This is a genomic window from uncultured Algibacter sp., from assembly GCF_947487575.1.
Taxonomy (GTDB): Bacteria; Bacteroidota; Bacteroidia; order Flavobacteriales; family Flavobacteriaceae; genus Algibacter_B.
Map to the genome: position 1 here is coordinate 358,674 of NZ_CANKXG010000001.1, position 13,073 is coordinate 371,746.

8 protein-coding genes are annotated in these 13,073 nt (G+C 32.0%); 6 read left to right on the plus strand and 2 right to left on the minus strand.

Translation table 11 applies throughout. The features are described from left to right. Window positions 1–33: 33 nt before the first annotated feature. Window positions 34–300, minus strand: coding sequence for a hypothetical protein (locus tag Q0870_RS01585; protein WP_298550427.1), 267 nt, complete (start codon window positions 298–300; stop codon window positions 34–36). A 432-nt stretch (window positions 301–732) separates the two neighbouring features. Between Q0870_RS01585 and Q0870_RS01590 the strand changes: the two genes are divergently transcribed. The 4 genes from Q0870_RS01590 (at window position 733) to Q0870_RS01605 (ending at window position 7,981) form a co-directional block, all read left to right on the plus strand. After that, complete coding sequence (locus Q0870_RS01590; protein WP_298550428.1) at window positions 733–2,139, plus strand: glycogen/starch synthase; 1,407 nt, start codon at window positions 733–735, stop codon at window positions 2,137–2,139. 6 nt (window positions 2,140–2,145) lie between these two features. Then, entirely contained in the window at window positions 2,146–3,405 is a 1,260-nt protein-coding gene (locus tag Q0870_RS01595; protein WP_298550429.1) for a glucose-1-phosphate adenylyltransferase, read from the plus strand. A gap of 3 nt (window positions 3,406–3,408) precedes the next feature. Continuing rightward, a complete protein-coding gene (gene glgB, locus Q0870_RS01600) occupies window positions 3,409–5,319 on the plus strand; it encodes a 1,4-alpha-glucan branching protein GlgB (protein WP_298550431.1) in 1,911 nt (636 codons plus the stop codon). A 259-nt stretch (window positions 5,320–5,578) separates the two neighbouring features. Then, on the plus strand, window positions 5,579–7,981 hold the full coding sequence (locus tag Q0870_RS01605; protein ID WP_298550433.1) for a glycoside hydrolase family 31 protein: 2,403 nt from the start codon (window positions 5,579–5,581) through the stop codon (window positions 7,979–7,981). Window positions 7,982–8,043: 62 nt separating this feature from the next. On the opposite strand, the gene Q0870_RS01610 is transcribed toward Q0870_RS01605, so the two are convergent. Further along, window positions 8,044–9,912, minus strand: coding sequence for a sodium:proton antiporter (locus Q0870_RS01610; RefSeq protein ID WP_298550434.1), 1,869 nt, complete (start codon window positions 9,910–9,912; stop codon window positions 8,044–8,046). Window positions 9,913–10,015: 103 nt separating this feature from the next. On the opposite strand from Q0870_RS01610, the gene Q0870_RS01615 reads away from it, so the two are divergent. Both Q0870_RS01615 and Q0870_RS01620 read left to right on the plus strand, forming a co-directional pair. Next, window positions 10,016–10,864, plus strand: a complete 849-nt coding sequence (locus Q0870_RS01615) for a universal stress protein (protein WP_298550436.1) — start codon at window positions 10,016–10,018, stop codon at window positions 10,862–10,864. Then, window positions 10,861–13,062 (plus strand): SulP family inorganic anion transporter, encoded by a 2,202-nt coding sequence (locus Q0870_RS01620; protein ID WP_298550438.1) that lies wholly within the window; start codon window positions 10,861–10,863, stop codon window positions 13,060–13,062. Before Q0870_RS01615 ends, Q0870_RS01620 begins: the two co-directional genes overlap by 4 nt. The last annotated feature ends 11 nt before the right edge of the window (window positions 13,063–13,073 follow it).

Below are 13,073 nucleotides of genomic sequence, written 5' to 3' on the forward strand. Positions count from 1 at the left end.
ATTTTTTCTAAATTAAAATTAGAACATGAAATTCTAGTTACAAGAAACTCCTTCCTGCTCTTCATATACTGACATAAAAGCACTGAATGTTACGCCTTCCAAGTCTACTGTTTGTGGTACACCTAATGTAGTTACAGTTATTGTTCCGTCTCCATTGTCACAAATTTCACTACTAATCGTAGCTAAAGTGCATGTTTTACAAGTTCCTCCGCCATTTTCGCTATCATCATCATCATCAGATGAACATGCTGTAAAACTGATAGCTGACACAACAGCAAGTGTTAACATAATTTTTTTCATAATAAATTGAGTTTTTGTTATTTGTTAATAGATGGCACTAATTTAAAATAAAATTTAACCAAACTGATTTTTTCTTACATTATAATTGAAAAGACTTCAAAATAAGACTTATATTTTGCTACTTATAAGATTAATTAACATGGTTTTATTATAAAATTAATGTCTTGAAAAACAAAAGCAGTATGCACTTAGTTGGAAATGTAAAAATACCTCAACAGCCGTTTATGGTGGTTTTGAAGTTGAATGATTAGTAACTTATAAAATCACTATATAACTATCTTAAATAAAAAGTAAACATTTAACTATTAATAGTTAATTTCAAGAGCGCATAATAACCAAATGCTATAAAGTGCCTTTTTTCCTCAAAAAAAAATCTTATAGAAAGAAAAGTTTCTAATAATTTTGTATGTTTATAGAAACACAAAATTATAAATGAATATTACTCATATAAGTGCAGAATGCTATCCTGTCGCTAAGGTTGGTGGGCTTGCAGATGTAGTTGGTGCATTACCAAAATATCAAAATAACTCTAGTATATCTTCTCAGGTTATTATGCCTTATTATGATGTAAAATTTACTCAGGCAAATACTTTTACCTCAGTATTTAAATCAGAGTTAAGCATAGGCGATTTAACTTATAAATTCAATATATTAAAGCTTAAAAAAAATAATTTAGATTTTGACGTTTTTTTTGTAGATATACCTAATTTACTTTTTAAAGATTATGTATACTCATTTAGTGATACCGAACGTTTTTTAGCATTTCAAATAGCAACTTTAGACTGGATGTTAAGCTGGGACAAATACCCCGATATTATTCATTGTCATGATCATCATACAGGGCTTATACCTTTTATGTTACAAGAAAGTTTTAAATATGAAAGTTTTAGAAAAATACCAAATATTTTAACCATCCATAATGCGCAATATCAAGGATGGTTTTCACATGATAATGTAAATTTAATACCTTCTTTTAATTTTGATAACGTTGGTTTATTAGATTGGGGTGGTAATATAAACCCGCTAGCAGCTGCAATAAAATGCGCATGGAGTGTTACAACAGTATCGCCTAGTTATATGGAAGAATTAAAAACATCTGCTAACGGATTAGAATCTTTATTAAGCAGTGAAAGCTCAAAATGCTCTGGTATTTTAAACGGTATAGACTCCAACGTTTGGAACCCAGAAACAGACAGTTACATAGTAAAAAACTATAGCAAAAAAACGATTGCTTCTGGAAAAAAGGCTAACAAAAAAGAATTATGCGACACCTTTAATTTAGATATAGAAAAACCTCTTTTTGCTTTTATTGGTAGGTTAGTTGATGAAAAAGGTTCCGATTTATTTCCCGAAGCTTTTAAAATAGCTTTAAAAAATCCAAATATTTCTATACTCCTTCTTGGTTCTGGAAATAAAGAGGTTGAGCGTAAATTAGAAGCCTTAAAAAAAGAATTTAAGGGGCAATACAATGCCTTTATTGGCTATGATGAAAAGCTATCACATATCATCTATTCTGGCGCAGATTTTCTGTTAATGCCCTCTCGAGTTGAACCTTGTGGTTTAAACCAAATGTATGCTTTGCGCTATGGAACTATTCCTATCGTAAGAAGCATTGGTGGTTTAAAAGACACTGTTACTGATATTTCTGAAGAACATGGTTTTGGAATTTGTCATGACAATGTTACTGTAACAGAAATAACAACAGCTATTAAAAGAGGCACAAAGCTTTATGAAAAACAACCTGAATTTAAAAAAATTAGAACACAAATTATGAAGATAGACCATTCATGGGATGCTTCAGCAAAACAATATATCAATTTGTATAACTCAATAAACTAACCAACTATGATTAACAACAAGGTTTTAAGCATAATATTAGGAGGCGGTCAAGGCTCAAGATTATATCCATTAACAGAGTCAAGATCTAAACCCGCAGTACCAATTGCTGGAAAGTACAGATTGGTAGATATTCCAATATCTAACTGTATCAATGCGGATATAAAACGTATGTATGTGTTAACTCAGTTTAATTCAGCATCATTAAATAGACATATAAAAAACACTTATCACTTTAGTTTTTTTAGTTCAGCATTTGTTGATGTTCTTGCCGCAGAACAAACTCCTGGCAATAAAGGATGGTTTCAAGGAACTGCCGATGCTGTAAGACAAAGTATGCATCATTTTGTTAGACATGATTTTGAGTATGCGCTAATACTTTCTGGTGATCAATTATACCAAATGGATTATGAGGAAATGATTAAAGCACATGAAGAAAGTGGCGCTAAAATATCAATTGCTACAATTCCTGTAAATGCTAAAGACGCAACTTCTTTTGGTATTTTAAAATCAGATGATAAAAATGTAATCACCTCTTTCATTGAAAAACCTGATAGTAGTTTATTACCCGATTGGACTTCAGATGTTAGTGATGATATGAAAGCTCAAGGACGTAATTATTTGGCATCTATGGGTATTTATATTTTTAATAGAGATTTATTAATTGAATTAATGAATGATGAATCTACTATAGATTTTGGTAAAGAAATTATTCCTCAAAACATAGATAAACATAAAACTTTAAGTTATCAATATGAAGGTTATTGGACAGATATCGGAAATATCGATTCGTTTTTTGAAGCTAATATTGGATTAACAGACGATATTCCAGACTTTGATTTATACGACAAATCTAAACGTATTTATACTAGAGCTAGAATGTTACCAACCACAAAAATAGCTGGTACCGCACTTAATAAAACTGTAATTGCAGAAGGTTGTATAATTAGTGCTGCAAAAATTGAAAAATCGGTAATTGGAATTCGTTCAAGAATTGGAGACGAATCTACAATTATAAATACCTATATGATGGGTAATGACCATTATCAAAATATAGACGATGTTAATAACTCCAATATCCCTACTATTGGAATTGGAGCACGTTGCTTTATAAAAAATGCCATCTTAGATAAAAATTGTAGTATTGGTGACGATGTTAGAATTAATGGAGGAAATTTAAAAGATACAGAAACGGATACTTATGCCGTAAAAGACGGCATAGTAGTTATCAAAAAAGATGCTATTATCTCTAATGGTACTGTAATATAATATATGACGAACGTAACAGCACACAGTCTATTTACCGACTTCGATATAAATCTTTTTAAAAGTGGTAAGCATTTTCGTTTATACGAAAAGTTTGGATCTCACCCTCTAACCCTTAACGGGATTAAAGGCACCTATTTTGCAGTTTGGGCACCAAGCGCAAAAGCTGTATCTGTTATAGGAGATTTTAATTATTGGAAAGACAACGAACATCCTTTAAATGTACGCTGGGACGAGAGCGGTATATGGGAAGGTTTTATCCCATTAGTAGGAAAAGGGAATGTTTATAAATATAAAATTCAAAGCCATAACGATGGTATAATTACAGAAAAGGCAGACCCTTATGCGCGCCGTTACGAACATAATCCTAAAACAGCATCAATTGTTTGGAATGATGATTATAAATGGAAAGATAAAGACTGGATGAAGGTACGTAAAAAGCATAATGCTATTGATGCACCTTATTCTGTTTACGAAGTACATTTAGGTTCTTGGAAAAAACATATTGAAGAAGACCGTTTTATGTCTTACTTTGAGTTAGCTGATGATTTAGTAAAATATGTAAGTGAAATGAATTTCACTCATGTAGAATTAATGCCTATAATGGAATTTCCTTATGACCCTTCTTGGGGTTATCAGGTTACAGGGTATTTTGCACCTACATCACGTTTTGGATATCCAGAAGAGTTTAAATATTTAGTTGATAAATTACACCAAGCTGGAATAGGAATTATTTTAGATTGGGTACCATCTCACTTCCCAGAAGACGCACACGGACTGGGTTTTTTTGATGGGTCTCACTTATACGAACACCCAGACAAGCGTAAAGGCTATCACCAAGATTGGAAAAGTTTAATATTTAATTACGAACGGAATGAGGTACGCTCGTTCTTAATAAGTAACGCTGTTTTCTGGATGGATCAATATCATGCTGACGGGTTACGTGTAGATGCTGTTGCCTCTATGCTATTCTTAGATTATTCAAGAGAAGATGGCGAGTGGGAACCAAACATTTATGGAGGCAGAGAAAATTTAGCAGTAATAAGTTTCCTTAAAGAGCTAAATGAAGAAATTTATGCATCATTCCCAGATGTACAAACAATTGCTGAAGAATCTACAGCATTTCCCATGGTTTCTAAACCAACATTTATTGGCGGTTTAGGATTTGGAATGAAATGGATGATGGGATGGATGCACGATACTCTTGAGTATTTTGGTAAAGACCCTGTATATAGAAAATATCATCATAATGAAATTACCTTCAGTTTAGCCTATGCCTTTACTGAAAATTTCATGTTACCATTATCTCATGATGAAGTCGTTTATGGCAAAAACTCTATTTTAGGACGCATGCCAGGTGATGAATGGCAACGTTTTGCAAACCTCCGTTTACTATATGGTTATATGTTTACTCATCCTGGAACAAAACTATTGTTTATGGGTAGTGAATTTGGACAGTATAACGAGTGGGATTTTCAAGAAAGTTTAGACTGGAACTTATTGGAATTTAAACCTCACCAAGACATGCTAAACTATTACAAATCGCTTAACGCTATCTATAAAAACACACCAGCCTTGTATGAAAAAGGGTTTAGTGGCGAAGGTTTTGAATGGATAAGTCATGACGACCATGAAAACTGCGTCATTTCATATATTAGAAAAGGATATAAAAATGATGAGAATGTAGTTGTAGTTTGTAATTTAACTCCAACTGTTAGAAATAAATACAAAATAGGGGTTACTGCAAAAGGAAAATTAATTGAAATTTTTAATAGCGATTCTAAAGCATTTGGAGGAAGCGGTATTAAAAACAAAAAAGAAACTACAATTAAAAAAGAATCTTGGAACGGTAAAGACTATTCAGCAGAAATTACTTTACCGCCATTGGCTGTAATCATTTTCTCTTTTAAAGCTTAATTCTTTTAAACATTTAATAGGATTAACTTCAATGATCTCTTTTTAAAAAAAAGTCGTTGAAATTAATCCTGTTTTTTACAATTTTAATGCCTACTAAATTCCTAAATATCTGCTAATTGACTTAACTTTAAACATTCCGTAATTAATCAATTCATTATTTAACTTATATGTAATTATTATGGTTGTTTTTTAGCGAAAAGAAATCTATAAAATTTTCAAAATTTAGTACTTTCGTTAATTATTATTGAATCATTATTTTATGATATTAAATACAGAATTAGAGTATAAAGGAAACTTGTTTCCATCAAAAATAGTTAAATACGAAAAAAACCTTAATGTGCTGTCTTTTACAACTGCAAACGGGGTTGTTTTAGAGGTTACAGTTAGGAGGGATAGCATCCTTCGTTTTAGATTTACAACTACAGGTATTTTCGAAAATGATTTTTCGTATGCCATTACCAAATATGCAAGTAGAGGCTATAATCACCTTGACGTTGCTGAAGATGACAATAATTACATCATTACAACTGCAAAACTTATTTGTCATATTTCAAAATTAGATTTAAGAACATCTATTTATGATGCAAAAGATAAATCTTTAATTTGTGAAGACGAGTTAGGTTTCCATTGGGAAGAAAGTTACGAGCATGGTGGTAATATTGTTAAAATGTCTAAAACCGCTCAACCTGGTGAAAGTTATTATGGTTTAGGTGATAAACCTGTAGATAATAACCTTAAAGGAAAACGTTTTGAAAACTGGGTAACAGATTCTTACGCCTACGGTAGAGATACAGACCCTATTTATAAAGCCATTCCGTTTTATACAGGGTTACATAATAAAAAATCTTACGGCGTATTTTTTGATAATACATTCAGATCATTTTTTGATTTTTGTAATGAACGTAGAAACATTACAAGTTTTTGGGCACAAGGTGGCGAAATGAATTACTATTTTATTTACGGTCCTGAAATGTCTGATGTGGTTGTAAACTACACCGATTTAACAGGTAAACCTCATGAAATGCCTGCACTTTGGACTTTAGGGTATCACCAATGTAAATGGAGTTATTATCCAGAATCAAACGTAAAAGAAATCACCTCTAAATTTAGAGAATTACAAATACCTTGTGATGCTATTTATCTAGATATTGATTACATGGAAGGATTTAGATGCTTTACTTGGAGTAAAGAGTATTTTCCAGACCCTAAGCGTATGGTTAAGGAATTAGCAGACGATGGTTTTAAAACCATTGTTATTATAGATCCAGGAATTAAAATAGACATGGATTATTCGGTGTTTAAAGAAGGTCTTGATAAAGATTACTTCTGTAAACGTGCCGATGGACCATATATGAAAGGTAAAGTTTGGCCTGGGGAATGTTATTTCCCAGATTTCACAAACCCAGAAGTAAGAGAATGGTGGTCTAATTTATTCCAAGAACTCGTTGAAGATATTGGTGTTAAAGGTGTTTGGAACGATATGAACGAACCAGCAGTAATGGACGTTCCAGGAAAAACATTTCCTAATGATGTTAGACACGATTATGATGGAAATCACTGTAGCCACAGAAAAGCACATAATATTTACGGAATGCAAATGGCGCGTGCCACATACCAAGGCTTAAAGAAATTCTCTTATCCGAAAAGACCTTTTGTTATTACAAGAGCTGCTTATTCTGGTACACAACGTTATACATCTAGTTGGACTGGAGATAATATTGCTACATGGGATCATTTAACTATTGCTAACTTGCAAGCACAACGTATGTGTATGTCTGGATTCTCATTTATAGGGTCTGATATTGGAGGGTTTGCAGAACAACCAAATGGCGAATTATATGCAAGATGGATTCAGTTAGGTATTTTCCACCCGTTTTGTAGAACGCACTCCTCTGGAGATCATGGCGATCAAGAACCTTGGGCTTTCGGAACAACTATTACAGATGTTGTAAGAAAGTTTATTGAATTAAGATATCAATTATTACCATACTTATATACTGCCTTTTGGAGGTATGCAGAAGAAGGTATCCCTATCTTAAAATCTCTTGTATTATACGATCAACACGATCCACAGACACATTACAGAAACGACGAATTTATCTTTGGCGAAAAAATACTAGCATGTCCAATTACTGGACCAAACCAGAAAGGAAGACGCATGTATATCCCTAAAGGAAAATGGTACAACTTCTGGACAGACCAAGTTGTTGATGGTGGATCTGAAATATGGGTTGAAGCAGATTTAAATAGCATGCCAATTTTTGTAAAAGAAGGCGCTATAATTCCTAAATATCCTATTCAACAATATGTAGGAGAAAAAACAATTGATGAATTATTACTAGATGTTTATTACGCTGAAGGTAAAGAGGAATCCATGGTTTATGAAGATGCTACAGATGGTTATGACTATATTAAAGGTAGATATAGTTTAAGAAACTTTAAGTTGTATGGTAAAAAGAAAGAACTAATTATACAACAACATAAATCTGGTAAGTTTGTAACTACTTATAAAACTTTTAAACTTAGTTTGCATGGTTTACCATTTAAAATCTCTAAAGTAGAGGTTGATAATGTTGTAATTCCTTTAAAAGACTTAAAGCTTAATGGTGATAATACTTTAGTACTTACTAAAGAATTTACAGAGTTACATATAAGAGCGTAAATAAGCTAACATATAGTTTTAAAACGCCTTACTTTTAAAAAGTGAGGCGTTTTTTGTTTTATTTACTCTTCTTTTAATTTCTTTGGCTCAATTATAGGCACCTCTTCAACATCAAAAGGCTTCCCTAAATAAACTAGCTCATAGCCTTTTTCAATATTTTCAAACTCTAAACTGTAAGAGGATATAATGTGAAATTCACCTTCATTATCCTTTACAAATAGTGGGATAATATCAGGATTATCATTAGAAATTGTAATTAACTCATCATAATGTGCTTTATCATTCAAATTAATTTCTTGAATAGATGGGTAGGCTCTTGTTAACTCTAACAAAGCACTATAATCATCTCTGTGAGAAAACAAGCCTTCCTTTGGGTTATTAGTATCGTCTAACATTTCTTTAGTGGTTACTAATCTAAACGCTCCATTTTCTCCAAATTGCTTGCTAAATTTATTAATGGCATACTTATTAATATCTGGGTTTCCTGTTAATGCCATAATGTAACCTACATCACTAAGCTCTATATTATCCATCAAGGTATCCGAATAAATGTTTGTACTTATGGCCTCTAAACCTAATTCTTTGGCTTTTTCAATATTACGCTCGTTGCTATCTATAAGCACCACATGCCTTCCGTTTGTTAATAGATAATGCCCCAACAGCCTTGACACTTTAGATGCTCCGACAATTAAAATCCCTTCGGATTTTTTCAAAAACACACCTACTATTTTAGCAAACACTCTTGCTGTAGTAGCGTTTAATAAAACGGTTCCTAAAACAATCATAAAAACTAAAGGTGTAATATACTCTGCACCTTCAACTCCTTGTTTCAAAAGCTTACTTCCAAAAAGCGAAGCAATACCTGCAGCAACAATACCTCGAGGACCAACCCAACTAATAAATAGTTTTTCGTTAAACTTCAACTTTGAGCCATGAGTACTTACAAAAACAGCAATCGGCCTTATCAAAAATACTACTAAAGCAAAAAGAATTGCTGTTTTCCATGTATAAAGTAGCATTAAATCTTCAATATTAATGTTAGCAGCAAGGAGTATAAAAAGTATTGAAATTAATAGAACACTAAGAGACTCTTTAAAATAAAGTAACTCCTTTAGGTTGTTTAGTTTCCCGTTACCTAAAACCATTCCCATAACTACAACTGCTAATAATCCCGACTCGTGGGCAAATATTTCAGATTCAACAAAAACCAACAAAACGGTTGATAAAGACACCACATTTAATAAGTAATGAGGAATAAATTTTTTGTTAATTGCAAAGGCTAAGGCATGGGCAAAAGTAAAACCAAACGTTGTTCCGAATAATACAATTTTACCAAACTCTATTAAAGCTGTTTTTGTAAAGCCACTATCTCCTTCAACACTTATAAACTCAAATACCAAAACTGCTACTAAAGCACCTATAGGATCGATTAGAATGCCCTCCCATTTTAAAACAGTAGAAATGTCTTTTTTTAATGGTATATTTCTCAAAATAGGCGTAATTACTGTGGGCCCAGTAACAATAATAAGACCTGCAAATAAAAATGAAAGCTCCCAGCTTAAATTAAATATAAAATATGATAGTATACCAGCTCCAAAAAAGGTAATGGCAGATCCTAAAGTTATTAACTTGGTAATTACAGGCCCTACATTTTTTATTTCAGAGCGTTTTAATGTTAAACCACCTTCAAAAAGAATAATACTTATTGCTAAGGACACAAAATAGTATAAGCCATCTCCAGGAAACAATCCTTTTTCACCATTCCAAACAGGTTCTATCCATTTAGACCCATCTTCACTTAAAAATTCTGCTGCAATAGGACCAACTAATAAACCTATTAAAATTAAAGGTAGAATGGCAGGAATTTTAAACTTCCAAGCAACCCATTGCGCTAATATTCCTAAAATTATAATTCCAGCAAGTTCTAACATAAGCAAAATATTTTTTCAAAACACTAATTTAAGTAAAACCAAGGGTTTTTTATTTTCAAAAAATGTTATCTTTCAACTTTGACTTAAAAATATAGCAAAACCTTTGTCTTTAAAGCCTTTTAAAAGTATTGGAATTGGGGTAGCATATTCCCCAAACTTAAAAGCTAACCTTTTTGAGGCAGCTAGGTTGTCTGTTTTTTTTGGTTCAAAATTATATTTAATTCATGTTGGTGATAATTCTGAGAAAAAAATTAACATGTTGAGTATTATTCTTAAAAGTTTTGAAAAAGACAACTTAGATTATGAGGTTGTTTTTAAATCTGGAGATCCTGTTGATGTTATTTTATCTACTTCTGAAGAAAAAAAAATAGATTTATTAATCCTTGGTGCTGTGCAACGCGAACGGATTTTAAAATACTATGTAGGTTCTATAGCCAGAAAAATTACTCGACAAGCCAAGTGTTCCATTTTATTATTAATAAAACCATCTGTTAAGCGTTTACCTTGTAAACATATTGTAGTAAACGGTTTAAAAGACCCAAAAACGGAACAAACTATTACATCTGCTTTTTATGTAGCTAAACAACTTAAATCTAATAAAATAACCATTGTTGAAGAAATTGAACAAGATGAAGTTCATGTAAAAGTTGATGATGATAAATCATTAAGGCGTGCTAACATTGCTAAAGAGCGTATTAAACTCAGAGAAAATTCTAGAGTCAAAGAAATTATAAGTCACATTCCGGAAGCATACACAAAAAATATAACTATAAAATTGCAACCTATTTTTGGTAAGCGAGGGTATTCCATTGGGCACTATGCACAAATTTCTAGAGCCGATTTATTAATAATGAATGGCCCTTCTAAAATGACCTTTTGGGATCGATTATTTCCACATGATATAGAACATATTTTAACCGAACTACCAACCGATGTGTTAATTCTACAATGAGTCCAAGTAAAAACAACATAAAAGACTTCTTTAAAACACTACCTAAAAATATATTTTCAGGGTTTGTAGTTAGTCTTATTGCTTTACCACTAGGTTTGGGACTTGCTATGGCGAGTGATGCACCTCCAATTGCTGGTATTATTGCTGCTATTGTTGGCGGTGTTATTGTTTCTATTTTAGGAGGTAGCCATGTTACCATTGTTGGTCCTGGAAATGGTTTAGTAGGTGTGCTTTTAGTGGCTATAACCACTCTAGGTATAGAGACTGCTTATGTCGCTATTATGTGCTCGGGTGTTTTACTATTACTTCTTGGTTTTTTTAGAATGGGAGCACTTGCTGATTTTTTTCCTTCCTCTGCTATTCAAGGGATGCTTGCTGCTATTGGGTTAATTATTTTAGGAAAACAGTTCCATATCATGCTTGCTCATAAAATTAAAAGAGCAGATACTGTTGACTATCTTTTAGAAATACCATACACTATAAATGATGCTGTTCATTACGAGAATAAAGGGTTGATTTTTGCAGCTTTAGCAGGGATTTTAAGTTTGGCTATTATGCTTTTCTATTCAAAAATTAGAAATAAATATTTGCAACTTATTCCTGCACCTATGTGGATTGTAATTCTATCTATAGGATTCAGTTACTATTTTGAATTAGGCTTACACGAACCCAACCCCATTGCGCCAGAATACATGATTTCTGGTATTCCTAATATTCAAGAAATAATAGCAGATTTACCAACACCTAATTTTAGCGGTATTTGGAGTTTTTCGTTTTGGGGCAGCGTTTTAGCGCTTACACTTATTGCCAGTATAGAATCCCTTTTAAGTATTAAGGCTGTTGATAAATTAGACCCTGAAAAAAGACGCTCTAACGTTAACAGGGATTTAAAAGCACTAGGTTTAGCAACTATTGGTAGTGGTTTATTAGGCGGATTAAATGTTGTAACTGTAATTGCAAGAAGTTCAGTTAATGTAAATCAAGGCGCAACAAACAGGTCTGCAAATTTTTTCCACGCTTTATTTTTAGTGTTTTTTATTGTGTTTTTTAGCACACAACTAACACGTATTCCACTTCCAGCTTTAATGTCCATTTTAGTTTATACTGGCTATAAATTAGCATCGCCAAAGGTTATTACAAAAATATTTTCCATTGGTAAGGAGCAGCTTATCATCTTTTTTGTAACCTTAATTGTAACCTTAAAAATAGGTTTGATAACTGGTATTCTTATGGGTGTTTTAACCACCTTTATAATTCATGTTATTATAAATCGAAGCTTTGGTTATGGCCTATTTATTAGAAATCTATTAAAACCTAATGTTTTGATGTATAAGGAACAAGGTGATAAAGATAATTACTACGTTAGTGTGAAACATTTTTGCAGTTTTTTGAATTATTTTAGATTGAAAAAACACCTAAATGCTATTCCTGAAGACAGAGATGTTATTGTAGATTTTTCGCTTTGTAATTTTGTTGATGATACCGTGTTAGAAAACATCAATAATTATCAAGAATTATTCGCTAAACGAAGTGGCCATTTTGATGTAGTTGGTTTAGATATGCACGATACTGAAACGAAACACCCTTTTGCTTCTAGACGTTTGCTTCCTGTTCCAAATATTATTAAAAACAGCTTAACAAGGCGACAAACAAGTATGGAAACTTTAGCTGAGGACTATACTTTAAATTACAATCCGGAAAAGAAAAAAGAAGTTCCATTTCTTAATAATTTTGCATTCTTTAGCACTAAACAAATCAATCATATATATAATAATCTATCGGATAAAAATAGCGACATTACATTATTTGATATTGAGTTTTCTGAAGGTGAATTTATTGCCAAAGAAGTGATTAGAAAAACAATGCTTCATATCGATTTAAATTTTGTTATTCCTGAATTCACTTTAGACAAAGAGGGGTTTTTAGAAAAAGTATCAGCTTTTGCTGGATTTAAAGATATTCCTATTGAAAACCATGACGATTTTTCTAATCGTTTCTATTTACAAGGTGAAAATGAAGCGGGTATTGCTAAGTTTTTTAATGATGATGTGACGCATTTCTTTGAAAGTAACCCTTATTATCATGTAGAATCTAACGGAAATGCACTTCTAATCTTTGGAAAAGAACGTTTAGCCAGTATTAAAGAAATTAAAGCGCTTTATGATTTTGGCAAACGTTTAAAGGAAGTAATATCTTAATATATTCTTAA

Bases quoted from the DNA above. Each gene is read 5' to 3' on its own strand.
- Q0870_RS01585 (WP_298550427.1), bottom strand. From the start codon at position 300: ATGAAAAAAATTATGTTAACACTTGCTGTTGTGTCAGCTATCAGTTTT.
- Q0870_RS01590 (WP_298550428.1), top strand. From the start codon at position 733: ATGAATATTACTCATATAAGTGCAGAATGCTATCCTGTCGCTAAGGTT.
- Q0870_RS01595 (WP_298550429.1), top strand. From the start codon at position 2,146: ATGATTAACAACAAGGTTTTAAGCATAATATTAGGAGGCGGTCAAGGC.
- glgB (WP_298550431.1), top strand. From the start codon at position 3,409: ATGACGAACGTAACAGCACACAGTCTATTTACCGACTTCGATATAAAT.
- Q0870_RS01605 (WP_298550433.1), top strand. From the start codon at position 5,579: ATGATATTAAATACAGAATTAGAGTATAAAGGAAACTTGTTTCCATCA.
- Q0870_RS01610 (WP_298550434.1), bottom strand. From the start codon at position 9,912: ATGTTAGAACTTGCTGGAATTATAATTTTAGGAATATTAGCGCAATGG.
- Q0870_RS01620 (WP_298550438.1), top strand. From the start codon at position 10,861: ATGAGTCCAAGTAAAAACAACATAAAAGACTTCTTTAAAACACTACCT.